Below are 26,608 nucleotides of genomic sequence, written 5' to 3'. Positions count from 1 at the left end.
CACCCGGTTGCAGAGTTGTCCGCGTGCGTGAACGTAGGACGGCGTTCACGCACGCGGACTGTGCTCATGCGTTGAGGGGTCTCCCCAGCGCCGAGAGCACAGACTCGTGCATTGCCTCCGAGAGCGTCGGATGAGCAAACACGACCTCGGCGAGATCATCGCCGGTGGCTTCGAGGGATCGGGCGATACCGAAACCCTGGATCTGCTCGGTCACATCCGGACCGACCATGTGCGCGCCGAGCAGTTCCCCGGTATCGGCGTCGAAGATCGTCTTGACGAAGCCTTCGGCCTCGCCGATCGCCAATGCCTTGCCGTTCGCCTGCAGGTCGAAGTGTCCGACCCGCAGCGTGCGACCAGTACCGGTGCACTGCTTCTCCGTCAGACCCAGACTCGCCACCTGCGGGCGGGCATACGTGCATCCCGGAACGTAGTCGCGATCGAGCGGATGAACATCGGGCACGCCTGCCAGCTTTTCGACGCACAGGACAGCTTCGTGACTTGCCTTGTGCGCCAAACATGGAGCGCCCGCGACGTCACCGATCGCGTAGATCCCGAAGGCACTGGTACGGCACCACTGGTCGGTGACGATCGCACCACGCTCGATCTCGATGCCCAGAGCCTCCAACCCCAGATCCTCGACGTTGCCGGTGATCCCGGCAGCCACCAATACCCGGTCCACGGTCACCGCCTGGACACCGTCGCTCGTCTGCACGTTCACTTCGACGGTGTCGGCGCCGACGGTCACCGCCGACACCGAGGCTCCGGTGTGAATCGTGATGCCACGCTTCTCGAACTGCCTGCGAACGAACGCCGAAATCTCTTCGTCCTCCACCGGCATGATGTGTGGTGCCATCTCGACAATGGTCACCTCGGTGCCGAGATCGCGGTACAGGCTGGCGAATTCGACTCCGATCGCGCCGGACCCGATCACGAGCAGCGACTTCGGTAGTTCCTTCGGGACGAGTGCGTCGAAATATGTCCACACCCGATCACCGTCGGGGGCAACCCCGGGAATCGAACGCGGCCGGGCGCCGGTTGCAATGATCACGTGGTCGGCTCGATACGTCTGACCTTCCACGGACACGACGCCCTTGTCCACCAACTTCGCGGTGCCTGAGATGACGTCTACGCCGTTCTTCTTCATCAGGTAGGCAACACCGCCGGACAATTTCTCCGAAACCCCTCGGCTGAACGACACCAACTTCGAGATGTCGAACTGGACAGACGCCGAACTGAATCCGTATTTGTCGAGTTCACTCAAGGTATGCGCGACGTCCGCGCCGTGAAGCATCGCTTTGGTGGGGATACAACCCCAGTTGAGGCAGATTCCGCCGAGGCGATCACGTTCTACCAGCGCAACGTTCAACCCCAACTGGGCGGCCCGGATCGCCGCCACGTAACCACCGGGGCCACCACCGATGACAAGAACGTCGTACTTTTTCGACGTATTGCTTTCCACCACAGCCCCTTACACCAACATCAGCGCGGGAGAAGCGACAAAGCGCTGGAGCTCCCGAAGGAAGGTCGCACCCAAGGCTCCGTCGATCACCCGGTGATCGCACGAGAGGGTCACGGTCATCACGGTCCGGACGGAAACACTGTCGCCGACCACCACGGCCCGCTTCTCCCCCGCACCTACGGCCAGGATCGCTCCCTGGGGCGGGTTGATGATCGCGTCGAATGCCTTGATCCCGAACATGCCGAGGTTGGACACCGTGAACGTTCCGCCTTGGAATTCTTCGGGACGGAGTTTGCCGGTCTTCGCCTTGGTGGCCAACGAGAGCACCTCACCGGAGATGTCCGCCAACGACTTGGTGTTCGCGCTACGCACGATGGGCGTGATCAGCCCGGTCGGAAGTGCAACTGCCACCGAGACATCCGCCGACGCGAATCGAAGAACCGATTCGTTCGCGGCATCGAACTGGACGTTCACGTCCGGCACCTTCATCAGCGCAGCCGCGCAGGCCTTCACGATGAAGTCGTTGACCGACAGCTTGACAGCCGGGACAGTCGAATTGATCTCCTTGCGCAGAGCGAGGAGCGCATCGAGCTCGAGATCCGCCGTGAGCCGGAAATGGGGAGCCTGCTGCTTGGACGCCTGCAACCTGCCCGCGATTGCCGATCGCATGGGCGTGAACGGAATTGTGTCGTACTCGGGTTCGACGGCGATGGTTCCCGTCTGAGCCGCCGCTTCTGGCAGGAGCTGCGCGGAACGAGCGGCGTCGTGCACGTCGGCGACGCAGACGCGGCCCCGCGAACCCGTCGGACGACAATCGTGCAGGTTTACGCCCAGCGATCGGGCAGTTCTGCGTGCGACCGGGGTGGCAGGCACGGCACTGTCGTCGGCGGTTGATCGCAGCGGGAGGCCGGATCTCGTGGCCGGCGCTGCTGTCGCAACAGTGCCACCGGCGTCACGAATCGCGTCGTCGATGTCTCGGACACTGATCCGCCCGAGTGGGCCGGTACCCACTACGGCGGCGAGATCGATTCCGAGCGCTTCGGCACGTCGGAGTGCTCGAGGACTCGCAAACACGTCGCTCTGCGTCGTGCCCTGCAGAACACTCGGTACGACGGTGGAACCGGTTGGTGCAGGTTTCGCTGCAACAACCACCTTCGCAGCGGGTGTAGCCGTAGGTGTCGCGGGAGCCTCCGGTTCGGCAGCTGGTGACGGTGCCGGCTCTTCCGCCGGCGCGGTTGCGCCGCGAGCGGCGAGGAACTGCTCGATCTCCGCATCCGTCGTGGACGCATCGGCGGACACACCGATCACGGCACCGACGGGCAGAGTCTGCCCCGGTATGCCGACGATCTTGCGGAGAACACCGTCGAACGGCGCCTCCAGTTCGTTGGTGATCTTGCTGGTCTCGATCTCACAGATCAACTGGCCCTTGGTGAACGAGTCACCTTCCTCGATGAGCCACGCGTTGACCAACCCCTCCTCCATGGAGAGCCCCCATTTGGGGATGTCGATAGCTTTGATGTCAGCCATGATCAGGCTCTCACCAGCTTGCGAACCGACTCTTCAATGCGCGCCGCGTCAGGCAGCCAGGCAGTTTCGAGGGTCGGTGAGAACGGAACCGGAGTATGTGGCGGCGTGATCAGTTCGATCGGCGCTTTCAGGTAGTTGAATCCCTTGGTGGCGATCAGTGCGGCCACGTCGTGCCCGAAACCGCAGCGGGCGGCGGATTCGTCGACGATCACGACGCGTCCGGTCGATGCGACGGATTCGAGGATGCCGTCCTCGTCCAATGGTGAGACGGTACGAGGATCGACAACCTCGACCGAAATACCCTCGGCGGCCAGCTTGTCCGCTACGTCATTGGCGCGGTTCACCATTGCGGACAAAGCGATGATCGTGACGTCGTCGCCCTGCCTGGTGTAGTTGGCGACGCCGAACGGAATCGCGTACGGCTCGTCCGGCACCTCGCCCTTGAGGTCGTAGAGCACCTTGTGCTCGCAGAACACAACAGGATCGTCGTCCCGGATGGCCTGGATGAGAAGGCCTTTGGCGTCGTAGGCGTTGGACGGCGCGACCACTTTCAGGCCAGGCACCGCGGCAAACACGTTGTACGGAGACTGAGAGTGCTGCGCAGCGGCGGAGAAGCCGGCGCCGATCATGCCTCGCACCACCAGCGGAGTTCTGGCTTTGCCACCGAACATGTAGCGGAACTTGGCAGCCTGGTTGTAGAGCGCGTCGTAGGAGACTCCGAAGAAGTCCATGAACATCAGCTCGGCGACCGGCCTCAGTCCGGTCAGTGCGGCTCCGGCAGCCATTCCGATGATCGCGGATTCGGTGATCGGGGTATCGATTACACGCTCCGATCCGAACTCCGTCCACAATCCCTTGGTGACACCCAGGACACCGCCGAATGCCTCGATCTTCTTCGTCTCCAGATCGGGATTGGTACCGGCATGCCCACCGCGTACGTCCTCACCGATCAGGACGACGCTCGGATCTCGTTGCATTTCTTGAGCGATGGCCTCTTTGACGGCCTCGCGGTAGGTCTTCTTCGACACGTTCGTGGCTTCCACGCTTGTCATCTCGGGCTCCTCAGTACGACACGTAGACATCGGTCAGCAGATTTTCGACTGGTGGGTACGCTGCGGCGCGCGCCTTCGCCACCGCCTCGTCCACCAGCACTCGCGACTGCTCGTCCACCGCGTCCAGATCAGCGGTGCTGACCTTCTTCGCATCCACACTGCTACGGAAATTCTTGAGCGGATCCTCGGTTTCCCGCAGTTGCGCAACCTGTTCCGCCGTGCGATACAGCTGCGCGTCACCCTCGAAGTGGCCGTGCCAACGGAATGCGGCCGCCTCGATCGTGGTGGGGCCACCGCCGGTCCTGGCTCGCTCGGATGCTTCCGCCATTGCGTCGTAGACCGCGAAGAAGTCGGTGCCGTCCACCTTGACGGCAGGCATTCCGAAGGATGCAGCGCGGGCGGCGATGTCGGGTGCGCCCACCGCGTAGTCGGTTCCTGTTGCTTCACCGAATCCGTTGTTCTCGATCACGAAGACGATCGGAAGATCCAGCACCACAGCCATGTTCATCGCCTCGAAGACGGTTCCCTGGTTGGATCCACCGTCTCCCGTGAACGACGCTGCGATGACGCCGTTTCGAAGTGTCTTGCCACTCAGTGCAGCGCCGATCGCCAACGACGGTGCTCCGCCGACAATCGCATTGGCACCCAGCATTCCCACGGACAGGTCGGCGATGTGCATCGACCCACCCTTACCGCGGCACAAGCCGTCGTCCTTGCCGAAGATCTCGGCCATCATGCCGTTCAGATCGCAGCCCTTGGCGATGCAGTGCCCGTGACCGCGGTGAGTGGATCCGATGTAGTCGGCGTCGCTCAGGTTCTCGCACACTCCCACCGCGATGGCTTCCTGGCCCGAGTAGAGGTGAATGAAGCCGGGGATGTCACCGGTTGCATTCTCTTCGTGCAATCGATCCTCGAACGCGCGGATGCGCGACATCTTCTCGTACGCCTTCAGCAATGCATCCCGGTCCAGCCCTGAATGAGGCTTGGCCCCGGTCTTTTTCGATCCTGACGTTGCCGGCTTCTGCGCCGTCCGTTGAACCACCGTCACACTCCTCGTTCTCGATCACTCGTCGCCATGCAGTGTCGTGTAGGTCACGGGCGAAGAGAAAGAGTTGCGTGAGGTTGCCGGGAGTTGCGAAGGGTTGCAGCTGTTGACTTTCGAGCGTTGACTCAGGCGCCGCTGAGGCTGCCGCGTCTGATCTTGGACAGAGCGCGGTGTTGTACGAGTTCGACGGCGCTCGTTGTTGTTCTCAGTGACAGCGCCGTCTCGCGCACGTCGAAACCGACAACGATGCGAGCTACCAAGACATTGCGTTCGACGGCCGACAGATCGCCGAACGGCAGAGTGAGTCGACTGGATGCGGGTAGCGAATCGATTTCGCGACTGATCGCGTCGTACAGATGCGCGAGGAACGCTTCTCCGGCGCGTCGTCGTCGCTGGATATCGGCCAGGACGGAACGGCAGATGCCGACGGCAATACGGTCAGCGTCGACCGGTCGCAATTCGGCACGACAGCGCCGCGTCACCAGAGGCACGATGCGTTGAAGGAGTTCCGCAATCGCGTCACGATCCCCTCGGGACGCATCGTCGGCAACACCGTCGATCGAACGTCCACCTGCCCTGCTTGTCATTCCGATCTCCCCCTGGTTCCACCCTTGGTCGAATTCCCGACTACTGCTCAGGTTTCGAACTCGCTAGGGGCGTATCGGCTCGGGGCAGATCCCGGTTTGTTCCCCGATGATGTTGATCTCGGCGTTGGAACGAGGGTCAGCGCCGTAGTTGATCTGGTCAGTGCACTTCTCGGGGGGTTCGACGGCACCGGATGGGAGCGGGGCCGGGCATGAACCCATCTGCTCTCCGATGCTGTTGATCTCTGCATTCGAACGAGGATCGCCCGCATAGTTGATCTGATCGGTGCACTTGGTCGACCCGGTAGCCGGACCAGGGGCCGCAGGGGCAACTGCGCTGGCCGAGACCGGCGTCCAGGCCGGTGCTGCTCCACCCGCCGGGACTCCCGGGGTGGATTCGTCCACACTGCCGGCCGAACTCGAATTTTCGACTGTCTCCGACGTAGGTGCCACCGTGGTCAGCGGGGGTGTGGTCGCGGACGCCGCGACCACTGACGTAGCCGTCGAACCGCTTTCAGGTGCAGTGGTGTCTTCACTCGAACACGCGGTCATGGCGCACGCGCTTCCGATCGTCAGTACGGCAAGCAACACTCGCAGGCGCCGAGACTTGTTGGTCAGCAGAACATCAGGCATGTGCTCTCACGCTCCTCGATACAGAAATTCGGGTCCGTTCACCTCAAATGGCGAACATCGACGTGAATCACTCTAAAAGCCTGATTCCATCGGTTTCGTAACAGAATTCCGGCGGTCGCGTACCAACTCCCGACATTCATACGATTACGTAACGGTGAGTGGTGAAACGCCGATATCGAGATCACGTGTGATCGTATGAAAGTGCGCATGCCGATGAGACAGTTCGCACCGGCCGGGGAGGGGAAAGTGTTGTATCGGAATGAGATCTGCGAGGGCCGAACAGGCCGCACTCGCAGGCTGTTCGGTACGGCACTCGCGACAGCGGCCGTCGGAGCGTCCGTGATCACCGGATGCGGGTCCACCCAGGGTGTTGTGATCGAAGGCGATGTCGCTTCCACCGGATTGTCCGTCACACAGCCCGCCGACCTGGCCAGACGGGTTGCCGAGAATTCGAGGCTGGGCCGTGCGCTTCTCGACGACCCCGGGGTGTCGGAAGGCGTGAAGACAGAACTCCGATCGTGCCCTGATTGGTATCCGATCTCTGTCGGATCCATCCTTCTCGATCCAGGCGCACCTCGTATCGTGCCGGAGACCGAACTGGTCGTCATGAATGTGTATCCGTGCCAACCGGCCCACCAACCCGGGACCGGAGTATCGATTTCGGTCAACCTCGCCGGCTACGTCTACCGCAGCGGCAAGGCCGGTTCGAGTGAAGACAATCCCGAACTGGGTGAGCGCCTGTTCTCCGTCGAAGAGCGCGGAAAGTTCATCGTCAGCGGTCAACGCGCCGCGAGTTTGTCTGTCCTGGAAACGGATCCGCGGTCACCGGAGTTCGAATGTTGCCCCCGTCCACCGCTTCGGACCGAGTTCCACTGGGATGGAACGGAGTTCATCCGTGATTGATCGCCGTCGCCGCGCGATGCTCGCCGGTGTTTGCCTGCCGGTCGCGTTTGCTCTCGCCTCCTGTTCCACCGAGCCTGAATCAGAACCCACTCCGAATATCGCAGCATCACTCGACCCCTCGGATCTCTCACAGGGCTTGAGCATCGATCCTGTTGCCCTCCTCAGAGCAGACCCGGAAGTGTCCGATGCGGTCAAGGACAGTCTCCGACTGTGCGGTGATGCGAACTTCCCCTTCGAAATCCGGTACTCCCACGTGACGGACGCCGTTTGGCAAGATGCCGTCGTCAATGTCTTCACCTGCGAGTCTGTCGGCATCTGGAGACGACCGGCCCCACCGGTCAGCTTCATGGTCGCCGGATTCGTCTACCAGATCGACGAATCGGGCGCTCACAAAGTCTTCGGAGTGCAAGACCCAGGACGCTACGTCGTCGGCTCAACCGGAGGATTGTCAGTCATGGTCGACCTGTGCAAAGACCCCGGCATTCCGGAGTTCTGTCAATCGTCGACTGCATACAAGTGGACCGGTGAAGGGTTTGAGAGTGTTCCGTTCCCATGAAAGCGAAGGCCGATGACCGATCCGTTGATTTTGCTGGTCGAAGACGACGCTGTCATCCGCGAAGCAACGCAATTGAATCTCGAACGCAACGGGTTTCGGGTGATCACCGCATCGGGTGGGTTGACCGGAATGGATTTGGCGGTCGACGCCAAGCCGGATATCGCCGTCCTCGACGTGATGCTTCCCGACCTGAACGGAATCAGCCTGTGCCGACGCATTCGTGAGGAACTGTCGGTGCCGGTCATCATGCTGTCCGCGCGCGACGACCCGGTCGACATCGTTCTCGGATTGGAAGCCGGTGCCGACGACTACGTCACCAAGCCCTTCGACAGCGGTGTCTTGGTGGCCCGTATCCGAAGTGTGCTCCGGCGGGTCGAATCCCATTCCGGTACGGAGAAAGACATCGTGACTCTCGGCGATCTGGAGATCGATCGCGAGTTGGTGACCGTCACGCGTTCGGGCGCCGAAGTGGCACTCACCCCCACTGAAATGAAGCTGCTCCTGATCATGGTGAGTGTGCCGCGCAAAGTCTGGTCTCGCTCCGAACTGCTCTCGGACGTCTGGGATTACGACTGGGGCGGCGATACGCGCATCGTCGACGTTCACATTCAGCGATTGCGCACGAAGATCGGCTCCGAACAGATCCGAACCGTCCGGGGGTTCGGCTACACGATGGACAACCATCGGTGAGATCGCGGGATCTCGCCGCCAAGCTCCCGTCCACCGGGAGGCGGTTGTCGTTTCAGTGGAAGATCGCTGCAGCGATCACGTTCGTGATTGCCGTCGCCTCGATCACGCTCAGTACCGTGATGCATCAAACCTTTTCACACAACCAAGAGGATGCAGCGCGGGCGGCAGCTGATCGCAATCTCCAACTGGTGCTGCAGGACGAAACGGGCAGCATGCGTGCGCTGTTCCGCGCCACCACAGATGGTCTCGACGTTCCGGAAGAGTTGCGTCAGGCCGTGACGGGCGGCAAACGTGCCACCTACCTTGTCAACAGCGGGGACCAGCCATTTGTCTGGGCTGCTGCCGACGTCAACACTCAAGTGGTGGCGATTCGCGTCCCGTACACCGCGCAGCGGGAATCGATCGCCAGCGTCGATCGGACACTTCGCAATGCCACCATCGCAGTGATCGCAGCGGGTGCCGTCCTGGGTGTGCTGCTTGGACTCGCGATGTCGTATCGATTGCGCTCGGCCGCCCGTGCGGCTCGCAAAGTGTCCACCGGAGCGAACATCCGCGTCCGCTCGGTCACCTGGTCGCTTTTCGACGACGAGATCACCGAGCTGGCGGATGCGGTCGACGCAATGTCGGATGCGCTGCGGGGACAATTGGACGCCGAGAAGCGCGTGACAGCCAACATCGCGCATGACCTCAGAACACCCATCTCCGGACTGGTCGGCGCCGCAGAGCTTCTGCCGCCAGGTAGGCCTACCGAATTAGTGCGCGACGGCGTCCATAAACTCAGAAGGCTTGCCGAGGACGTCATCGAAGTGGCCCGCCTCGACACCACGTCCGAGCACGCTGACATCCAATCGGTGGAACTGGCACCGGTGGTTCACCACGCGATTTCCACCACCGGGGTGGAGTGCGAAGTGAGAGTTCACGGGACGCCTGTGTCGTACACCGACGCACGTCGGCTCGAGCGGATCATCGCCAACCTGATCTTGAATGCTCGAAATCACGGAAAGCCGCCGATCAATGTCGACGTCGACCACTCCCGCATCACGGTGCGGGATCGGGGCAGCGGGTTCACTGAAGAGTGGCTTCGTCAGGGGCCGAAGAGATTTCAGACCGATTGCGTCGAACGCGGCCCGAACTCGGGCCTGGGCCTCGGCTTGACGATCGTAGTCGGGCAAGCGGCGGTCATCGGCGCTCGTATCAACTTCTCGAACCATCCGAACGGCGGCACTGTGGTGACGATCGACCTCCCCGAATGCCCGCCAGACGAGTTCGCTTGACACCGAGCCAGTTCGGCCGATCGGCCGGGACGCAGTGCCCCGGCCGATCAGTGGTGTCTCAGGTTCAAACCTGTCCGACAGTGACTCCGGTGCGAACGTCCGGTGCACCAAGGCGCGCCGCATCAGCGGTCAGGTCATCGGGCTGCTCCTGCGATTCCCGCTCGGCTGCAACACGCAACCGGTAGTGTTCGATCTCCTCGGCAATGTGCTCGGGAGTCCAACCCAGCACCGGCGCAACCAGTTCGGCTACTTCCGCGGCTGCCGCGTCGCCGCGGTCGGTCACCTCGATGGAGATGCGGGTACGACGGGTGAGGATGTCGTCGAGATGCTGCGCACCCTCGTGACTCGCGGCGTAGTGAATCTCCGCCTTGAGGTACTCAGTGGCGGAGTCCAACGGCTGCCCCAGTTCAGGCCTCGCCTCGATGAGTTCGAACAACTCGTCAGCCAAAGTGCCGTACCGCCCGAGTAGGTGCTCGATGGTCGAAACGTGGAGCCCGGTGCGCTCAGCGGTGAGATGCCGATTGTTGTGTGCGGCAAAATAGCCATCGGCACCCACCAGCTGGATACGCTCGGTGCAGGACTTCGGCACCTTCTGTTCGAGTCCGTGTACCGCGGAATCGACTGCGTCCTTGGCCATCACGCGGTAGGTCGTGTACTTGCCACCGGCGACCACCGTCAACCCTCGAACCGGACTCGACACCGCGTGCTCACGCGAGAGAGTGCTGGTCGAGTCCGATTCGCCGAACAACAACGGACGCAGTCCCGCGTACACACCGACAACATCCTCGTGCGTCAACTCGTCCTGGAGCAGCTTGTTGACATGTCCGAGGATGTAGTCGATATCGCTTCGGCTCGCTGCCGGATGCGCGAGGTCGAGGTTCCAGTCGGTGTCCGTCGTACCGATGATCCAGTGGCTTCCCCACGGGATCACGAACAGCAGACTCTTCTCGGTCCGCGTAATGATTCCGGTAGAGGAGTTGATGCGGTTTCGCGGGACGACCAGGTGCACACCTTTCGAAGCGCGAACCTGGAATTGCCCTCGCCCACCGACCATTTCCTGGATCTCGTCGGTCCAGACCCCGGCGGCGTTGATGACCTGACGAGCACGGATCTCGAACGCGCGACCCGTTTCCAGATCCACTGCCTTCACTCCGACAACGCGGTCCTCCTCACGGAGAAAACCGATTACGCGGGTGCTGTTCACGCACAGTGCGCCGTATTCGGCTGCTGTGCGCGCCAGCATCATCGTGTGGCGGGCGTCGTCTACCTGGCCCTCGTAGAACTTGACCGAACCCCTGATAGCAGAGCGCTTTCCGGAAGGGAACGACTCGAGAGTCTTCTTCTTTCCCACATGCTTGTGGTGTGAGGGAACCCCGCGGCCTGCGCCCATCACGTCGTAGACGCCGATGCCCAGACCGACGTACGGCCGGTCGATCAGCTTCTCGAGCGGGTAGATGAACGGCACCGGCTTCGCGAGATGCGGGCACAGCGAGTTCAGAACGAGCGACCGCTCACGCAGTGCCTCGAACACGAGCGCAAAATTGAACTGCTCCAGGTAACGCAGTCCTCCGTGGAACAACTTGCTGGACCTGCTCGAGGTTCCGGACGCGAAGTCACGAGCCTCCACCAAGCCCACCTTCAGACCACGAGTTGCGGCATCGAGCGCGCTACCCGCGCCGACCACGCCACCGCCGATGACCAGGACGTCGAGTTCGGTTTCTTCCAACTTCTTCAGCGACTCCGCCCGCGAGGACGGACTCAATGCTTGTGCTGTGCTCATGAAAAGGGTTCCTTCACTTGAAAATAGGTAGAAATTCGGGCGCCGCTATCAGTCTGCGTCGACCCAGTCGAGTGTCCGAGTGACGGCTTTCTGCCAGCCTGCGTACAGCCGCTCACGCTCGGCCGAATCCATCGACGGCGTCCAGCTCTTGTCCTTCGCCCAGTTGCTGCGAATGTCGTCCTCGCTCTCCCAGTACCCGACCGCGAGACCAGCGGCGTACGCAGCGCCCAATGCCGTGGTCTCCGCAACGACAGGGCGGATCACCTCGACGTCGAGCAGATCGGCCTGGAATTGCATGAGGAGTTCGTTCGCGACCATTCCGCCGTCGACCTTGAGTACCTTCAAGTCGACACCCGAGTCGAGGTTCATCGCCTCGATCACCTCACGGCTCTGGTACGCAGTCGCTTCGAGTACCGCCCGGGCAAGGTGCCCCTTGTTCACGAACCGGGTCAGACCGACGATGGCACCGCGGGCATCCGCGCGCCAGTGCGGTGCGAACAGACCCGAGAACGCAGGCACGAAGTACGCGCCACCGTTGTCGTCCACAGAGCGCGCGTTGACCTCGATGTCGGCCGCGTTGTCGATCATGCCGAGGTTGTCCCGAAGCCACTGGACCAGCGAACCGGTCACGGCGATCGATCCTTCCAGCGCGTAAACCGTTGGCTGCTCACCGATCTTGTAACAGACCGTAGTCAACAAACCGTTCTTGCTCATCACCTTTTCGGTGCCGGTGTTGAGGAGCACGAAGTTGCCGGTTCCGTAGGTGTTCTTCGCTTCTCCGGGTGAGAGGCAGGCCTGACCGAAAGTCGCTGCTTGCTGATCGCCGAGGATTCCGGCGATCGGGACGCCGGACAACGTTCCGCGTTCGCGTACGAATCCGAAGGTTTCGGACGAGCTGCGAATCTCGGGGAGCATCGATTCGGGGATGCCCATGTCGGCGCAGATCGCCGAATCCCAAGCGAGAGTGTCGAGATCCATCAACAGGGTGCGCGACGCATTGGTGGGGTCGGTTGCGTGCACTCCGCCGTCGACGCCGCCGGTCATGTTCCACAGCACCCAGGTGTCCATCGTGCCGAAGCACAACTCTCCTGCGTCGGCCTTCTCACGCGCACCCTCGACGTTGTCGAGAATCCACTTGACCTTGGGACCCGAGAAGTACGTGGCCAACGGCAATCCGGTGACTTCGGTGTACTTCTTCGGCCCGTCCTCGCCGGCGAGTGCAGTACAGATTCGATCGGTGCGTGTGTCCTGCCAGACAATTGCGTTGGAGACGGGTTTTCCGGTGGCGCGTTCCCACACCACCGCTGTCTCACGCTGATTGGTGATGCCGACGGACGCGATATCGGCCGCGGTCAGGTCTGCGTTTGCCAAAGCGCCCGCGGTGACGTTGCGGACGTTGTCCCAAATTTCGATCGGATCGTGTTCGACCCAGCCTGCCTGCGGAAAGATCTGTGTGTGCTCGTGCTGTTCGACAGCGACTACGTGCCCACTGTGATCGAAGATCATGCAACGTGTGGAGGTGGTTCCCTGGTCTATCGCGGCTACGAACTGCGTCATCGTGCTACCCCTTTGGTATCGAAAGAAAGTACGAGAGATTGACTGTCAGAGATAATGTTTCGCGGTCACGCCGGTATCGACGCCGGCTCTTCGGTCGCTTCCTCCGCCGACTCGTCGTCAGGCAGGAATCTTCCAACCAGCTTGTCGTAGAGAAACACTCCGATCGGAGCGCCGATCAGGGGTCCCACGATGGGCACCCAGAAATACAAGCTCCCGTACTGATCTCGCCAGGCGCTGCCGTAGCCGGTGATGAAGGACGCCAGTCGTGGCCCGAAGTCGCGCGCCGGGTTGATGGCGTACCCCGCGTTGGTCGCCCAGGCGAATCCGATTCCCACCACGATCAATCCGACGACAAACGGCGCGAGATTCGCGAGCGGCGGAGTTCCACGAGAATCGGTGACTGCAACGATGAGGAACAACAGGATGGCGGTGCCGATGATCTGATCGATCAGAGCCGAGCCGAGACTGACCGGAAGCGTTCCGTTTCCGGGCATCGTCGAGAAGATCGTCTGGGTGGCGGTTGTGTGTCCGGGATCGATCGCATTGAGCATGTCGTTGTAATTCCACCGGACTATCAACGCGGCGACAAAGGCTCCAGCGGTCTGCGCCAGGGTGTACGGCAGCACCTTGCGCCAGGAGAATCCCCGGAAGATCGCGAAGGCGAAGGTCACTGCGGGGTTCAGATGAGCACCCGTCACCCGGCCTGCGACATAGATGCCGAACATGACGCCGAGTCCCCAGGCCCACGCAATACTGTCGTGTCCGCCGAGACCCCCACCGCTCCCGCCGGACACAACCTGCGCCACAACTCCGACGCCGAACAAGATCAAGATCATCGTTCCGGCGAACTCGGCTGCCAACTCGCCTGGAAGCCCCAATCGCTTGGCTTTCTCCATCCCCACCCTCACTTCGTTGTGATGCATGTCATAGTTTGGATTGCTGCACCCGTAGCGTAAAGCCCATTGCACATTCACACATAGCTCGTGCACATATGTGCAAATGCGTCATTTGCGCACCGTAACGCGGGTAACAGACACACTTCTGGGACTTTGCGTGATCGAGCGGCTCAACCTGGTCCGACTCGGATAAGATTCGGTTCAGTGCTCTTGCACGTACGTGCAGACAGGACGAACCCATGGAAACTCCCACTTCCGACTCCGCTACCTCCGATCCGGCGGACCCTCGCATCGCCGACGCCGTTCAGGCCGCACGCCTCTATTACTTCCAGGACCAGACCATGGCTGCCATCGGCCGCGACATGGGGGTGTCCCGATCCACCGTCTCCCGATTGATCACCTACGCGCGCACCTCAGGCCTCGTCGAGATCAAGATCAGCACCCCGCACGGCCAGGCTCCTCGCATCGAACGCGAGTTCTCGGAACGATACGGAGTGCGTGCCCACGTGGTGACGGTGCCGGAACTGGTGGGCGATCTCGAGCGACTCGAGAAGGTCGCAACCTTTGCCGGACGCCTGCTCGCGTCGTTCTTCGACAGCGACATGGTGATGGGGATCGCCTGGGGAACCACTCTCAGTGAAGTCAGCAAGCACCTTGCCCCCAAACGCACGTACAACTCGTACGTCGTGCAACTCAACGGCGCAGCGAACACTCGCACCACCGGAATCTCGTACGCCAGCGACATCATCAGAACCATCGCCGACGCCTACGGCGCTCTCCCCCAAGGATTTCCGGTCCCCGCATTCTTCGACTACCCGGAGACCCGGGAGCAGTTGTGGCGCGAACGAAGTATCAAACGCGTACTGGACATGCAAAAGCGAATGGACCTGGCAGTCTTCAGCATCGGCGTACCGGGCGGTAACGTCCCGAGTCACGTCTACACCGCCGGATACCTCGAACCCGATGAAGCAGAAGCACTTCGACGCGACGGAGTAGTCGGCGACATCGCAACCGTGTTCTTCCGGTCAGACGGAAGCTACCGCGGAATCGAACTCAACGAGCGCGCGAGCGGCCCACGACTGGACCTTTTCGAGAAGGTCGCCAGGCGCGTGTGCATCGTCGCCGGAACAGCAAAACTGCCCGCGCTGGAGGGCGCACTACGGGGCGGGCTGATCACCGACCTGATCATCGACGACGTCAGTGCCACCGCGCTGGTGTCCTGACCGCTGCACCAGCTTCTCGATTCCGTCGAGCAGTAAGCCAAGCGAGAAACTGAAATCGAAGGCATCGTCGCCGGCGGCCTCACCCTCCGGGCTGCCGTCCTCGAAGCCGCCCTCCTCGATTGCGGCACTCAGGTGGGGGAATTCCTCCCGATTGATGACACGAGCAATGAGAGCACCGTATGCGACGTCGTCATCTGCCGACTGCGCTGAACGAGTAGCCAGGTCGGCCGAGAACCGGGCGCGGCCGATGACGAACAACGACACGTTGGTCACCACCTGGAACTTCGACGCGGCACTCAGGGCGACACCGTCGAGGGCGCTCAGACCCGCGTCGAGCCACGCCATGTTGTTGGGCCCGGTCGGTGGAGCCGTGATGGGCAGCTTGAGCCACCACGGTCGACTCAGCATCGTGGCGTACTCCTGATTCGCCCACGCCTCGAGCTTGACGCGCCAGGTCACGCCGTCGGGAATCACCGGCGGTGGCCCGATCACCCGATCCGAAATCAGTTCGATCAGTTCGTCTTTGCTTGCCACGTAGCGGTAGAGCGACATGGTCGTGAACCCGAGCGCTTTGGCCACGCGGCCCATCGACAGAGCCGTGACACCTTCCGCGTCGGCCAACTCGATCGCGGTGTCGAGAATTTGCTCGAGACTGAGCCCCTTCTTGGGACCCCGCGTTCCCGGCTGGTCCAGTCCCCAGGCCAGTTCAACTGCTCTCGGTAGCGCTCCGCGATCCATAAGCTCCCACTCTTCACTCTTGCCATCATCCTAGAACTGTGTACGCTATAAACACGAGTTTATGACATACACAGTTCTTACTTGGAGGTCTCGATGTCAGGAACGATCCCCGCAATCTCGGTCCACGGACTCCGTAAGCGCTACGGCGATCAACAGGTACTGGCTGGACTCGACCTGTCGGTCCCGGCCGGTTCGGTGTATGCCCTCCTCGGCGCGAACGGCGCCGGAAAGACCACGGCCGTAAGAATTCTCACCACCCTCATCCCCTTCGACGGAGGCGAGGTCACGGTCGCGGGGCATTCACTGCCCGGAGATCCACAGAATGTTCGGCGGCGCATCAGCGTGACCGGGCAGTACGCAGCCGTCGACACCTTGCTGACCGGATTCGAGAACCTGACCCTACTGGGCGAACTGAATCACCTGGGCCGGAAGAACTCCCGTCGCCGTGCCGAGGAATTGCTCGACCAGTTCGATTTGACGGACTTCGGCGACAAACGCGCCGGCGACTACTCAGGCGGCATGCTCAGACGACTCGACATCGCAATGAGCCTCGTCGCCCGACCGGACGTCGTCTTTCTCGACGAACCCACCACCGGCCTGGACCCTCGAAGCCGCCACGAAATGTGGTCGATCGTTCGAGGACTCACAGCGTCAGGCGTCACCATCTTCCTCACCACCCAATACCTCGACGAGGCAGACGAATTGGCCGATACAGTCGGCGTGCTGAGCGGCGGTCGCCTCGTCGCCGAGGGAACACCGGACGAACTCAAACGCCTTGTTCCCGGCGGCCATGTCGCTCTGCAATTCGAGAACCTGGCTCAACTCGAACTCGCCGCGGCATCACTGCCGCAGGCGCATTCGAATACCGAGACCTTGACCCTGCACATCCCTTCCGACGGGGCGGTTCCGTCGATCAAAGCCATCCTCGACTCGATCGACGATCCGTCGATCACCGTCGAGAAGTTCTCCGTTCACACTCCGGATCTGGACGACGTGTTCTTCGCGCTCACCGGATCAGGCCAACCCGAGATTGCGAGCGTTCGATGACCTCCACCATTGCAATCGATTCCGCGGTGATGCTCCGCCGGAATCTCAAACACGTTCTGCGCAGTCCGGATTCGATGATCACCGCGATAGCCCTTCCGGTCCTGCTCATGTTGCTGTTCGTCTACGTCTTCGGCGGCGCCATCAACACCGGTAGCGAGTACATCGACTACGTCGTGCCAGGAATCATCCTTCTGTGCGCCGGTTTCGGTGCCTCGACCACCGCGGTCAGCGTCTCGAGCGACATGAAGGACGGGATCATCGACCGTTTCCGGACCCTGGCGATCTCTCCGTCGTCGGTCCTGACCGGTCATGTACTGGCCAGCGTCGTCCGCAACGTCCTGACTACGGCGATCGTGGTCGTCGTTGCGCTGATCATGGGATTTCGCCCGACAAGCGATCCGTTGCGCTGGCTCGGCGTCGCCGCTGTGATCGTCGCCTTCGTCTTTGCCATGTCGTACCTCTCGACAGCTTTGGGGCTCTTGGCCAAGAACCCGGAGGCTGCAAGCGGATTCACCTTCGCCATCATGTTCCTGCCCTACGTCAGCACTGCTTTCGTACCGGCTGAGACCATGCCGTCCTGGCTGCAGGGATTTGCCCGGCACCAACCGGTAACCCCGATCATCGAGACGGTGCGCGGACTCCTGATGGGCACGCCGATCGGGAACAGCGCGGCCATCGCCCTCGCGTGGTGCCTGGGCATCGCCGCCGCGGGATTCGTGTGGTCGAACTGGCTCTACCGACGAAAGACCGCGAGCTGACCACACAAGAAAGCCCCACACCTGACGGTGCGGGGCTGCTTGTGCTGTGCGCCTTTATTAACCGCGGGGGGTTAATAAAGGCGCACAGTGAATTACTTGGCTTCCAGCAGATCGATCACGAAGACCAAGGTCTTGCCGGAAAGCTGGTGCCCTGCACCGGCGGGGCCGTATGCCAGCTCCGGCGGAATGGTGAGCTGGCGACGTCCGCCGACCTTCATGCCCGGGATGCCGTCCTGCCAACCCTTGATCAGGCCACGAAGCGGGAACTGAATGGACTCGCCACGGCTCCAGGAAGAGTCGAACTCTTCACCGGACTCGAACTCGACTCCGACGTAGTGAACGTCGACGGTGCCACCGGGAACGGCTTCGGCGCCTTCTCCGACAACCAGATCCTTGATGACCAGATCGGTCGGCGCGGGGCCTTCCTGGAACTCGATTACGGGCTTGCTACTCATGGGTCCTCCTCGTTGAGGCGAATATAGGGGCAGAAAGCTAGCGGGTTGTAATATCGCTAGGTCCGCGTCAGCGGGACGTAATGTCTCTGTAGTCACGCTCGGTGTAGCCGGTGTAGATCTGGCGCGGGCGGCCGATCTTCGTAGCCGGATCCTCGTGCATTTCACGCCAGTGCGCAATCCAGCCGGGCAGACGGCCCATGGCGAACAGCACCGTGAACATGCGCGGCGGGAAGCCCATCGCGCGGTAGATGAGGCCGGTGTAGAAGTCGACGTTCGGGTAGAGCTTGCGCTCGATGAAGTAGTCGTCCGTGAGGGCGGCCTCTTCGAGTTGCATTGCGATGTTGAGCAGTTCGTCGTCGCCGCCGAGCTTGGCGAGGATGGTGTGCGCGGTTTCGCGGACCAGCGCAGCGCGCGGATCGTAGTTGCGGTAGACGCGGTGCCCGAAGCCCATGAGCTTCACGCCGTCTTCCTTGTTCTTGACCTTGCGGACGAACTCGGCTGCGGTGCTGCCGCTGGCCTTGATCTCGTCGAGCATCTCGAGCACTGCCTGGTTCGCGCCACCGTGCAGCGGGCCCCACAGTGCGTTGATGCCGGCAGAGACGGAGGTGAACAGGTTGGCGTCCGACGAGCCGACCATGCGCACGGTCGACGTGGAGCAGTTCTGCTCGTGGTCCGCGTGCAGGATCAGCAGCATGTCGAGTGCCTTGGCGACCTCGGGATCACCCTGGTACGGCTCGGCCGGGAAGCCGAACGTCATACGCATGAAGTTCTCGACCAGGTTCAACGAGTTGTCCGGGTACAGGAACGGCTGTCCGACGGACTTCTTGTACGCGTACGCAGCGATGGTCGGCAGCTTCGCAAGAAGACGGATGGTGGACAGTTCCACCTGCTCCGGATCCTCGGGATCGAGCGAATCCTGGTAGTACGCCGACAGTGCGTTCACTGCGGACGAGAGAACCGGCATCGGGTGAGCGTTGCGCGGGAATCCGTCGAAGAACCGCTTGAGGTCCTCGTGGAGCAGGGTGTGTCGACGAATGCGGTCCGTGAAGGACTCGAGCTGGGCGTCGGTCGGCAGTTCGCCGTAGATCAGCAGGTAGCTGACCTCGATGAACGTCGACTTACCTGCCAACTGCTCGATGGGATATCCGCGGTAACGCAGGATTCCCTTCTCACCGTCGATGTAGGTGATTGCAGAACTGGTGGATGCAGTGTTCACAAAACCGGGGTCAAGGGTGGTGTACCCCGTTGTGGCCAGCAGCTTTCCCAGCTCGATGCCGTCATTGCCCTCTGTTGCCCTGGCAATGGACATCGTGTACTCACCACCGGGGTAAGTAAGCGTGGGCTTTGTGTCATTGTCAGCGGGCACGAAGGATCCCTCTCAAGCTCGAACCAACGAGTAACTACATGCGATCAACTAGAAACTAGTCGCACGGGAGAGATCGTGCCGAAGGAGGGTCGCTCCACGGCTATTTTTCGGGTACTCACGAACCCGACATACCCACCGAAACTGAAACACGTTCCAGGCTGGGTTTTCCCACTCGCGTGACCGGTACTCCAGTCTACGGAATCGCGCATTTACCCACACTGATCTGCAAATCTCGGCAGCAATCCGAGAATGGGACCAATGTCGGACCGTCCGGAGCACTGACACGAGGTACCGAAAACCGATTGTTATCGGCCGATGCCTACTCGGCGTTACACGATCCCACGGTATGAGAGCCGGATCACAGAGCCTTGATGCCCCAGCTACCCGTCCACGTCTGCCCCGGGTGAAGCACCAGGAGGTCGATGCCCGAATTGAAGGCGTCAGGCGGGCAGGTCATCGGTTCCAAAGCCAATGCGCGGCCGCGATCGGGATACCCCTTGTCGTTGGCGGGATCTGCGATGAAGGCCTGAATCCACGGGAACTCGCGGTTGGTCCACAGGGCAGTGCCCGTTCCATCCGGAGCCAGCAGCTCATGTTGCGTCCGACCACTGCCGTCGACGACGTCCAATGCGCTGTACGGCGTGTCCAACTGAACCCCGTCGAGCAGTCTCGGTGCCCGGAAGTCGTAATCCGTACCGGCGACTGCCTGCGAATACGCGTTCGGCAGCATCCTCGCCGGATCGATCGGCAACCGCGTGCCTGCGGCCAGATGCAGCGCACATTCGTCGAGCGGAAAGTCGCCGGCGCGAATGAAAGTGTGCATTCCGAGCCCGAACGGAGACGAGGTCGCACCCTTGTTCGTGGCCGTATGCGTGACGGTCAACCCGTCGGCACCGACCTCATAGGCGATCGTCAGCTGCAACGGATACGGCCAACCCTTGTGCAGTCCGACGTCCACCGACAGTTCGACGCGCTCGTAGGTGTGGTCCACGAGGCTCCAATTGCGACGACGGACGAACCCGTGGCTCGCGTTCCCCAGCGCAGGTTCGGTGATCTCGAGTTGATGCTCGATGCCGTCGAACATGAAGTGCCCGTCGCGAATTCGGTTGGGCCACGGCGCGAGAACCAATCCGGCCGACAGCGGTGGCTTCGATCCGAGCGCCCAGGTCTCGGTCAGCGCGCGCTGACCGTTCGGACCTTCGTGGTCGAGAAGCCGCAACCCGGCACCGGCCGCGGCGATCTCGGCTCGATAGCCGCCACCACGGATCTCGAACCCTCCCCTACCCGTGCTGTGCGGCGCAGTCATACGTACCAGTTTCCACCACGAGCGACCGGTTAACCAGGACGTCAGACGGCGCGTCCCACCTTGTAGCGAACGAACGCCGGAAATGCGAGGGCAGAAAGGACAACACCGACAATCACCAGGAAGCCGCCGCCCGCTGCCGCGACACCGGTCCCGAACAGGAAGGCCGCACCGCCGTGCAGGACGTCACCGATGCGCGGACCACCTGCCACGACCACGATGAACACGCCCTGCAGTCGTCCGCGCATGTCATCGGTTGCCACTTGCTGAAGCATCGTGCTGCGGAATGCGGCCGAGACCATGTCGACGGCGCCGCCGAATGCCAGGAATGCAACCGCCACCCAGAGCAGAATCACACTGGAACCGGGACTCGCGAAGTACACCGCTACGCCGAAGCCGACCATGGACAGCCCCCACAGCGCGATGCAGACCAGCACGGCCCGCCCCTGGTACTGAACCCGTGGCAACCAACCCGAGAACACTCCGCCCAGAACGGCTCCCACCGACATCGCTGCGAACAGCAGTCCGAGCGCAAAACCGCCGCTGGCGGGGTCACCGAAGGATTCGTGTGCGATTTCCGGGAACAGCGCTCGCGACATCCCGAACACCATCGCGATGATGTCCACCACGAACGACGCGAGCAGAACCTTCTGCGTCGCGAGATACGTGAAACCGCCGAGGACCTCGCTCAGCCCGGCCCGCCGAGACGTGCCGGTCGGCGGAATCGCCGGGAGCTTCCATACTGCCCACAACGTGGCGATCAGAAAGATCGAGTCGAGCAGGTACAGCAGTTGCAGACCGGCCGACGGTATGAGGACACCCGCCAGTAGCGGGCCGGCTATTGCACCGAACTGCACGACAGTCATGTTCAGCGAGTTCGCGGCAGGTAACTGCCTGCCCGGAATCAACCGAGGGATGATCGCCGCTCGCGTCGGTTGGTTCACCGCGAAGAACGCCTGTTGAACCGAGAACAATCCGAGCACCAACCACACGTTGTTCACGTTCAGAGCAGCCTGGATCCAGAACAGCACCGACGTGACACCGAGTCCGATCGAGGTGATCATCAACAGCCGTCGTCGATCCATGACGTCGGCCAGTGCGCCGCCCCACAGACCGAAAACGACCAGCGGGACCAGACCGAAGATTCCCGTCAGACCGACGTAGGCCGAGCTTCGGGTGATCTCGTACACCTGTTGCGGTACGGCGACCACACTGAGCTGAGCGCCGATGACGGTGACGATGCCGGCCGTCCACAGCCGTCGATAGTCGCGATTCTCGAGCGGAGTCGTGTCCGCGAGTAACCGACTCACGGCTGGAGACGGACGGCGGACCACTGTCCGTCGACCAGGCTCGTGCGAACTCGATTGTGCATGCGGTTGGCGCGTCCTTGCCAGAACTCGACGGACTCGGGCCGAATCAGAATCCCGCCCCAGTTCGGTGGCACCGGAATTTCACCGTCCACGCCGAATCGGGCGGCGACCTCACGCAGTTGCTCGTCGAGATCGGCACGCGAGTCGATCGGACGAGACTGCGACGACGCCCACGCGCCGAGCTGCGATCCACGAGGCCTGGTTCGCCAATACTCCTGCGTCAGTTGAGCACTCACGCGCTCGGTGGTGCCGCGGACGATCACCTGCCTGGCAAGGGTCAGCCACGTGAAGTTGGCCGACGCGTACGGGTGGGCGGCGAGGTGACGAGCCTTGTCGGATCCGTAGTTGGTGAAGAAGAGGACACCGTCTTCGCTGAGCCCTTTGCAGAGCACGGTGCGCGACGCCGGATGCCCACCGTCGTCCACCGTCGACAGAGTCATGGCGTTGGGCTCCGGCGCGTCGGCTTCGACGGCGTCCACGAGCCATTGACGCATGAGGGGCAGCCAACCGGTCTCGACGACCGAGGTATCCAATTCCGCACTCATGCGGTCCTCGACGGACTCCGATTCGCTGCCTGCTTGCGGATAGCCCACACGCATGGCCGCGAGTTCGTTGTCCACCGCCTGCGGGTCCTGACGTTCATTCGACACAGCCGAGAACGCTACTCCCGGGTACTCACTGGCCAACGGCTACGCGGCACGCGCTAAAGTTTGCCGTGGCTAGACCCGACCCGGACCGCGAGCCGCACCAGCGACAGCAACCGAATCGGGACGAGACGATTGCGCAGTACAAAACACGGTGCGTGCTCATCCCTGCGAGCACCGAGGCGCAGTCACTGAAGCTGAGGCAGTGCGACTGTAGACCTGGCGCACTCGAACGAGGAGAGTCCACGAGAATGGCAGCGAGCGCAGCAATACCGGACGATTTTGTGAGCGGACTCGAAGGCGTCGTCGCCTTCACCAGCGATATCGCAGAACCCGACAAGGACGGCGGCGCACTGCGCTACCGCGGTGTCGACATCGAAGACCTGGTCGGCCAGAGGGTCACCTTCGGCAACGTATGGGCCCTTCTCGTCGACGGCCGCTTCGGCCCCGGCCTCCCGCCGGCCGAGCCCTTCCCCCTCCCCATTCACACCGGCGACGTCCGTGTCGACGTCCAGGCCGGACTGGCGATGCTGGCTCCCATCTGGGGATACCAGCCGCTCCTCGACATCGATGACGAGACCGCCCGCGACCAGCTCGCCCGCGCATCCGTCATGGCACTGTCGTACGTCGCGCAGTCCGCTCGCGGCATCTACCAGCCTGCAGTCCCCCAGAGCCGCATCGACGAGGCCAAGACGGTCACCGAGCGCTTCATGGTTCGCTGGAAAGGTGAGCCCGATCCGGCACACGTCGAGGCAATCGACGCGTACTGGGTCTCGGCAGCCGAGCACGGCATGAACGCCTCCACCTTCACGGCCCGCGTCATCGCCTCCACCGGCGCCGACGTCGCTGCCTCGCTTTCCGGCGCCATCGGCGCGATGTCCGGCCCACTGCACGGCGGCGCACCGGCCCGCGTTCTTCCGATGATCGAAGAGACCGAGAAGACCGGCGACGCCCGCGCACTGGTCAAGGGAATCCTCGACCGCAAGGAAAAGCTCATGGGCTTCGGACACCGCGTCTACCGCGCCGAAGATCCCCGTGCACGCGTGCTCCGCGCTACCGCGAAGCGCCTCAACGCTCCCCGCTACGAAGCTGCCGCAGCTCTCGAGCAGGCTGCACTGGCAGAACTGCGTGAGCGTCGTCCCGATCGCGCGATCGAGACCAACGTCGAGTTCTGGGCCGCCGTCATCCTCGACTTCGCCGAGGTTCCCGCGCACATGATGCCTGCCATGTTCACCTGTGGCCGCACCGCCGGCTGGTGTGCACACATCCTCGAGCAGAAGCGCCTCGGTAAACTGGTACGCCCGGCCGCCATCTACACCGGCCCGGCGCCCCGTACTCCGGAGTCGGTCGAGGGCTGGGACCAGATCAGCCACGCGTAGTACCCCGCTCGAATTCGCCAATCACGGTAGTACAGAACACAAGTGAAGGAACAGAAAGAAGCGATGACCTCCACACCGATCATCCCCGCCGACCTCAAGCCCGCCGACGGACGCTTCGGCTGCGGTCCTTCCAAGGTTCGCCCCGAGCAGCTGCAGTCCCTGGTCGAGGTGGGCGCTTCGGTGTTCGGCACCAGCCATCGCCAGAAGCCGGTCAAGAACGTTGTGGCCAGCATTCGTTCCGGCCTCGCCGATCTGTTCTCACTGCCCGAGGGCTACGAGGTCGTCCTCGGCAACGGCGGAACCACTGCGTTCTGGGATGCGGCCGCATTCGGCCTCATCCGCGAGAAGTCGCTGCACCTGACCAACGGCGAATTCAGCTCCAAGTTCGCTTCGGTCGCCAAGGCCAACCCGTTCATCGGTGACCCGATCGTCGTTTCCGCCGATCCGGGCAGCGCACCGGTGCCGGTCTCCGACCCGTCCGTCGATCTCATCGGCTGGGCGCACAACGAGACCTCCACCGGTGTGTCGATCCCCGTCTCGCGCCCCGCGGGTTCGGAGAACGCACTGATCGCCATCGACGCCACCTCGGGCGCCGGTGGACTTCCGGTCAACGTCGCCGATTCCGACGTCTACTACTTCGCTCCGCAGAAGTGCTTCGCCGCAGACGGCGGACTGTGGATCGCGCTGATGAGCCCGGCCGCCCTCGAGCGCGTCGCGGAGATCAAGGATTCGGGCCGCTGGACGCCTGACTTCCTCTCACTGCCCATCGCCGTGGACAACAGCTCCAAGGATCAGACGTACAACACCCCGGCCCTGGCCACCCTCCTGCTCTTCGCCAACCAGATCGAGTGGATGAACAGCAACGGCGGCCTCGACTGGACCACCGCTCGCACCGCGGATTCGTCCTCGCGCCTGTACAACTGGGCCGAGGCCAGCGAGTTCGCAACGCCGTTCGTCGCTGATCCGGCACACCGCTCGCAGGTTGTCGGCACCATCGACTTCAACGACGACGTCGACGCTGCCGAGGTGGCAAAGATCCTGCGCGCCAACGGAATCGTCGATACCGAGCCGTACCGCAAGCTCGGCCGCAACCAGCTGCGCGTCGGCATGTTCCCGGCCATCGACCCCGATGACGTCACCGCTCTCACCAAGAGCATCGACTGGGTCGTTTCTCAGCTCGGCTGATTTTCATAATGCTTCACCGCTCGGCCCCCGACATGATGTCGGGGGCCGAGCGTCGTTTGCGCCAGGCCTTGTGAGCTACCACACCGGTGGTCGGATCCGAGGTCATCTCGCCCTGCGTGTCCTGCCGAGTCCATGGTCACGAATGAATTACAGTTGAGCGCGGCGCAAAGTCGCGAGCCGGCGCGATAAGGAGGTCAATGTGCGAGAGCTTCGAGTGATCGGACTTGAACCCGATGGATCGCATGTGGTGTGCGCAGATGCTGAAACCGGCCAGAAATTCCGGCTTCCCGCCGATGACAAACTTCGTGCAGCTTCCCGCGGAGACGTGGCTCGACTCGGCCAGATTGAGATCGAAATGGAAAGCCAACTCCGTCCCCGCGAAATTCAGGCGCGCATTCGTTCCGGTGCTTCCGTAGAGCAGGTCGCCGAAGAAGCGAAGATCCCCATCAGCAAGGTCGAGCGCTTTGCGTACCCCGTTCTGCTCGAGCGTTCCCGCGCCGCGGAAATGGCGCAGGGCGGACACCCGGTGCGCGACAACGGTCCGACGGTTCCCACCCTCTCCGAAATCGTGACCCACGCATTCCGCGCCCGCGGCCACAGCATCGACGAGGCCACCTGGGATGCCTGGCGTGACGAGGACAATCAGTGGGTCGCCCAGTTGCAGTGGCAGGCCGGCCGCACCACCAACGCCGCACACTGGCGCTACCAGCCCGACGCGCACGGCGGAACGATCGTCGCACTCGACGACGCGGCATTCGACTTGATCGATCCCGACTTCGGTCGCCCGCTCCGCGGCCTGGTACCGGTGGTTTCGAACGAGCCGCAGCAGCTTGAACTGTCCCGATTCGACGTCGAACCGGTGGCGGAGATCGAGCCGGAGCCCGCAGCAGTTTCCGAGCGGACAGCAGTTTCCGAGCGGACAGCAGCTTCCGAGCGAACGGTGGTGGCGGAACGAATCGTGACGCCCGAGCCGATTGCTGTCGAGCCGGAGACAGTCGTCGCCGAAGAGGTTCCCGAGCCTGCACCGGACGTGACCCCGAAAACCGCTCCGCAGCAGACGCAGACCAAGGACAAGCGCGGACGGCCTGCTCTTCCCTCGTGGGACGACGTACTCCTCGGGGTCCGCAGCAGCGGTCGCTGACCCGAAGGAAAGTATTCTTCTTTCGAGCGAGGCTGAGGAGAGA

At 62.5% G+C, this 26,608-nt stretch carries 25 protein-coding genes; 10 read left to right on the top strand and 15 right to left on the bottom strand.

Annotated elements, in window-relative coordinates; genetic code table 11:
- Positions 1 to 64 precede the first annotated feature (64 nt).
- The 6 genes from lpdA to AC3WQS_RS03885 all read right to left on the bottom strand — a co-directional run bounded on the left by lpdA (position 65) and on the right by AC3WQS_RS03885 (position 6,300).
- Positions 65 to 1,462: a dihydrolipoyl dehydrogenase gene (gene lpdA / locus AC3WQS_RS03910; RefSeq protein ID WP_378667675.1), complete on the bottom strand. Its 1,398-nt coding sequence runs from the start codon at positions 1,460 to 1,462 to the stop codon at positions 65 to 67.
- 6 nt (positions 1,463 to 1,468) lie between these two features.
- Positions 1,469 to 2,986 (bottom strand): dihydrolipoamide acetyltransferase family protein, encoded by a 1,518-nt coding sequence (locus AC3WQS_RS03905; RefSeq protein WP_387402859.1) that lies wholly within the window; start codon positions 2,984 to 2,986, stop codon positions 1,469 to 1,471.
- Positions 2,987 to 2,988: 2 nt separating this feature from the next.
- Positions 2,989 to 4,038: an alpha-ketoacid dehydrogenase subunit beta gene (locus AC3WQS_RS03900; protein ID WP_019744899.1), complete on the bottom strand. Its 1,050-nt coding sequence runs from the start codon at positions 4,036 to 4,038 to the stop codon at positions 2,989 to 2,991.
- Between the two features lie 10 nt (positions 4,039 to 4,048).
- The gene (locus tag AC3WQS_RS03895; protein WP_283308771.1) at positions 4,049 to 4,972 is read right to left on the bottom strand and encodes a thiamine pyrophosphate-dependent dehydrogenase E1 component subunit alpha; all 924 of its coding nucleotides are present in this window, start codon (positions 4,970 to 4,972) and stop codon (positions 4,049 to 4,051) included.
- Positions 4,973 to 5,208: 236 nt separating this feature from the next.
- Complete coding sequence (locus AC3WQS_RS03890) at positions 5,209 to 5,670, bottom strand: hypothetical protein (protein WP_060938163.1); 462 nt, start codon at positions 5,668 to 5,670, stop codon at positions 5,209 to 5,211.
- Positions 5,671 to 5,733: 63 nt separating this feature from the next.
- Positions 5,734 to 6,300 carry a hypothetical protein gene (locus AC3WQS_RS03885; RefSeq protein ID WP_070795820.1) on the bottom strand — a complete coding sequence of 189 codons (567 nt, stop codon included), beginning with the start codon at positions 6,298 to 6,300 and terminating at the stop codon, positions 5,734 to 5,736.
- 246 nt (positions 6,301 to 6,546) lie between these two features.
- Here AC3WQS_RS03885 and AC3WQS_RS03880 point away from each other — a divergent pair, with 246 nt between their 5' ends.
- The 4 genes from AC3WQS_RS03880 to AC3WQS_RS03865 are packed head-to-tail and all read left to right on the top strand — an operon-like array spanning position 6,547 to position 9,723.
- Positions 6,547 to 7,203 carry a hypothetical protein gene (locus tag AC3WQS_RS03880; protein ID WP_492711704.1) on the top strand — a complete coding sequence of 219 codons (657 nt, stop codon included), beginning with the start codon at positions 6,547 to 6,549 and terminating at the stop codon, positions 7,201 to 7,203.
- Positions 7,196 to 7,759, top strand: a complete 564-nt coding sequence (locus AC3WQS_RS03875; protein ID WP_492711706.1) for a hypothetical protein — start codon at positions 7,196 to 7,198, stop codon at positions 7,757 to 7,759. Before AC3WQS_RS03880 ends, AC3WQS_RS03875 begins: the two co-directional genes overlap by 8 nt.
- Positions 7,760 to 7,771: 12 nt before the next feature.
- Positions 7,772 to 8,449 (top strand): response regulator, encoded by a 678-nt coding sequence (locus tag AC3WQS_RS03870; protein WP_020908777.1) that lies wholly within the window; start codon positions 7,772 to 7,774, stop codon positions 8,447 to 8,449.
- Positions 8,446 to 9,723: a sensor histidine kinase gene (locus AC3WQS_RS03865; protein ID WP_492711708.1), complete on the top strand. Its 1,278-nt coding sequence runs from the start codon at positions 8,446 to 8,448 to the stop codon at positions 9,721 to 9,723. The genes AC3WQS_RS03870 and AC3WQS_RS03865 overlap by 4 nt, the downstream gene beginning before the upstream one ends.
- Before the next feature lie 64 nt (positions 9,724 to 9,787).
- Here AC3WQS_RS03865 and AC3WQS_RS03860 read toward each other — a convergent pair whose 3' ends face one another.
- The 3 genes from AC3WQS_RS03860 to AC3WQS_RS03850 all read right to left on the bottom strand — a co-directional run bounded on the left by AC3WQS_RS03860 (position 9,788) and on the right by AC3WQS_RS03850 (position 13,956).
- Entirely contained in the window at positions 9,788 to 11,503 is a 1,716-nt protein-coding gene (locus AC3WQS_RS03860) for a glycerol-3-phosphate dehydrogenase/oxidase (RefSeq protein WP_021332223.1), read from the bottom strand.
- Between the two features lie 48 nt (positions 11,504 to 11,551).
- Positions 11,552 to 13,060 (bottom strand): glycerol kinase GlpK, encoded by a 1,509-nt coding sequence (gene glpK, locus AC3WQS_RS03855; RefSeq protein ID WP_492711710.1) that lies wholly within the window; start codon positions 13,058 to 13,060, stop codon positions 11,552 to 11,554.
- A 65-nt stretch (positions 13,061 to 13,125) separates the two neighbouring features.
- Positions 13,126 to 13,956: an MIP/aquaporin family protein gene (locus AC3WQS_RS03850; protein ID WP_021345269.1), complete on the bottom strand. Its 831-nt coding sequence runs from the start codon at positions 13,954 to 13,956 to the stop codon at positions 13,126 to 13,128.
- 239 nt (positions 13,957 to 14,195) lie between these two features.
- Between AC3WQS_RS03850 and AC3WQS_RS03845 the strand changes: the two genes are divergently transcribed.
- Positions 14,196 to 15,179, top strand: coding sequence for a sugar-binding transcriptional regulator (locus AC3WQS_RS03845; protein WP_007733475.1), 984 nt, complete (start codon positions 14,196 to 14,198; stop codon positions 15,177 to 15,179).
- Here the strand turns inward: AC3WQS_RS03845 and AC3WQS_RS03840 are convergent.
- A complete protein-coding gene (locus tag AC3WQS_RS03840; RefSeq protein WP_021345270.1) occupies positions 15,114 to 15,917 on the bottom strand; it encodes a TetR/AcrR family transcriptional regulator in 804 nt (267 codons plus the stop codon). The two genes, AC3WQS_RS03845 and AC3WQS_RS03840, sit on opposite strands and share 66 nt — an antisense overlap.
- 93 nt (positions 15,918 to 16,010) lie before the next feature.
- Between AC3WQS_RS03840 and AC3WQS_RS03835 the strand changes: the two genes are divergently transcribed.
- Positions 16,011 to 16,964, top strand: coding sequence for an ATP-binding cassette domain-containing protein (locus AC3WQS_RS03835; protein WP_492711711.1), 954 nt, complete (start codon positions 16,011 to 16,013; stop codon positions 16,962 to 16,964).
- Positions 16,961 to 17,722, top strand: coding sequence for an ABC transporter permease (locus tag AC3WQS_RS03830; protein WP_492711713.1), 762 nt, complete (start codon positions 16,961 to 16,963; stop codon positions 17,720 to 17,722). Before AC3WQS_RS03835 ends, AC3WQS_RS03830 begins: the two co-directional genes overlap by 4 nt.
- A 92-nt stretch (positions 17,723 to 17,814) precedes the next feature.
- Here AC3WQS_RS03830 and AC3WQS_RS03825 read toward each other — a convergent pair whose 3' ends face one another.
- From AC3WQS_RS03825 to pdxH, 5 genes are all read right to left on the bottom strand, one after another.
- The gene (locus AC3WQS_RS03825) at positions 17,815 to 18,177 is read right to left on the bottom strand and encodes an FKBP-type peptidyl-prolyl cis-trans isomerase (RefSeq protein WP_019744913.1); all 363 of its coding nucleotides are present in this window, start codon (positions 18,175 to 18,177) and stop codon (positions 17,815 to 17,817) included.
- A gap of 67 nt (positions 18,178 to 18,244) precedes the next feature.
- Positions 18,245 to 19,543, bottom strand: coding sequence for a citrate synthase (locus tag AC3WQS_RS03820; RefSeq protein ID WP_003940509.1), 1,299 nt, complete (start codon positions 19,541 to 19,543; stop codon positions 18,245 to 18,247).
- Between the two features lie 358 nt (positions 19,544 to 19,901).
- On the bottom strand, positions 19,902 to 20,849 hold the full coding sequence (locus AC3WQS_RS03815; RefSeq protein ID WP_080909109.1) for an aldose 1-epimerase family protein: 948 nt from the start codon (positions 20,847 to 20,849) through the stop codon (positions 19,902 to 19,904).
- 41 nt (positions 20,850 to 20,890) lie between these two features.
- Entirely contained in the window at positions 20,891 to 22,156 is a 1,266-nt protein-coding gene (locus AC3WQS_RS03810; RefSeq protein WP_019744915.1) for an MFS transporter, read from the bottom strand.
- Positions 22,153 to 22,866 (bottom strand): pyridoxamine 5'-phosphate oxidase, encoded by a 714-nt coding sequence (gene pdxH / locus AC3WQS_RS03805; RefSeq protein WP_021332218.1) that lies wholly within the window; start codon positions 22,864 to 22,866, stop codon positions 22,153 to 22,155. The genes AC3WQS_RS03810 and pdxH overlap by 4 nt, the downstream gene beginning before the upstream one ends.
- Before the next feature lie 245 nt (positions 22,867 to 23,111).
- On the opposite strand from pdxH, the gene AC3WQS_RS03800 reads away from it, so the two are divergent.
- The 3 genes from AC3WQS_RS03800 (at position 23,112) to sepH (ending at position 26,565) form a co-directional block, all read left to right on the top strand.
- The gene (locus AC3WQS_RS03800) at positions 23,112 to 24,239 is read left to right on the top strand and encodes a citrate synthase 2 (protein ID WP_003940025.1); all 1,128 of its coding nucleotides are present in this window, start codon (positions 23,112 to 23,114) and stop codon (positions 24,237 to 24,239) included.
- 63 nt (positions 24,240 to 24,302) lie between these two features.
- Positions 24,303 to 25,424: a phosphoserine transaminase gene (gene serC / locus AC3WQS_RS03795; RefSeq protein ID WP_007733484.1), complete on the top strand. Its 1,122-nt coding sequence runs from the start codon at positions 24,303 to 24,305 to the stop codon at positions 25,422 to 25,424.
- A gap of 199 nt (positions 25,425 to 25,623) precedes the next feature.
- Complete coding sequence (gene sepH / locus AC3WQS_RS03790; RefSeq protein ID WP_264613211.1) at positions 25,624 to 26,565, top strand: septation protein SepH; 942 nt, start codon at positions 25,624 to 25,626, stop codon at positions 26,563 to 26,565.
- The last annotated feature ends 43 nt before the right edge of the window (positions 26,566 to 26,608 follow it).

Source organism: Rhodococcus sp. FW305-130 (assembly GCF_058788335.1).
This window is presented reverse-complemented; position numbering and strand designations above follow the sequence as displayed.

What these genes read in the sequence shown, in the direction of transcription:
- AC3WQS_RS03905 (WP_387402859.1), bottom strand. Translation starts at nt 2,986, where the DNA reads ATGGCTGACATCAAAGCTATCGACATCCCCAAATGGGGGCTCTCCATG.
- AC3WQS_RS03900 (WP_019744899.1), bottom strand. Translation starts at nt 4,038, where the DNA reads ATGACAAGCGTGGAAGCCACGAACGTGTCGAAGAAGACCTACCGCGAG.
- AC3WQS_RS03895 (WP_283308771.1), bottom strand. Translation starts at nt 4,972, where the DNA reads ATGTCGCGCATCCGCGCGTTCGAGGATCGATTGCACGAAGAGAATGCA.
- AC3WQS_RS03890 (WP_060938163.1), bottom strand. Translation starts at nt 5,670, where the DNA reads ATGACAAGCAGGGCAGGTGGACGTTCGATCGACGGTGTTGCCGACGAT.
- AC3WQS_RS03885 (WP_070795820.1), bottom strand. Translation starts at nt 6,300, where the DNA reads ATGCCTGATGTTCTGCTGACCAACAAGTCTCGGCGCCTGCGAGTGTTG.
- AC3WQS_RS03870 (WP_020908777.1), top strand. Translation starts at nt 7,772, where the DNA reads ATGACCGATCCGTTGATTTTGCTGGTCGAAGACGACGCTGTCATCCGC.
- AC3WQS_RS03860 (WP_021332223.1), bottom strand. Translation starts at nt 11,503, where the DNA reads ATGAGCACAGCACAAGCATTGAGTCCGTCCTCGCGGGCGGAGTCGCTG.
- glpK (WP_492711710.1), bottom strand. Translation starts at nt 13,060, where the DNA reads ATGACGCAGTTCGTAGCCGCGATAGACCAGGGAACCACCTCCACACGT.
- AC3WQS_RS03850 (WP_021345269.1), bottom strand. Translation starts at nt 13,956, where the DNA reads ATGGAGAAAGCCAAGCGATTGGGGCTTCCAGGCGAGTTGGCAGCCGAG.
- AC3WQS_RS03845 (WP_007733475.1), top strand. Translation starts at nt 14,196, where the DNA reads ATGGAAACTCCCACTTCCGACTCCGCTACCTCCGATCCGGCGGACCCT.
- AC3WQS_RS03840 (WP_021345270.1), bottom strand. Translation starts at nt 15,917, where the DNA reads ATGGATCGCGGAGCGCTACCGAGAGCAGTTGAACTGGCCTGGGGACTG.
- AC3WQS_RS03835 (WP_492711711.1), top strand. Translation starts at nt 16,011, where the DNA reads ATGTCAGGAACGATCCCCGCAATCTCGGTCCACGGACTCCGTAAGCGC.
- AC3WQS_RS03830 (WP_492711713.1), top strand. Translation starts at nt 16,961, where the DNA reads ATGACCTCCACCATTGCAATCGATTCCGCGGTGATGCTCCGCCGGAAT.
- AC3WQS_RS03825 (WP_019744913.1), bottom strand. Translation starts at nt 18,177, where the DNA reads ATGAGTAGCAAGCCCGTAATCGAGTTCCAGGAAGGCCCCGCGCCGACC.
- AC3WQS_RS03815 (WP_080909109.1), bottom strand. Translation starts at nt 20,849, where the DNA reads ATGACTGCGCCGCACAGCACGGGTAGGGGAGGGTTCGAGATCCGTGGT.
- AC3WQS_RS03800 (WP_003940025.1), top strand. Translation starts at nt 23,112, where the DNA reads ATGGCAGCGAGCGCAGCAATACCGGACGATTTTGTGAGCGGACTCGAA.
- serC (WP_007733484.1), top strand. Translation starts at nt 24,303, where the DNA reads ATGACCTCCACACCGATCATCCCCGCCGACCTCAAGCCCGCCGACGGA.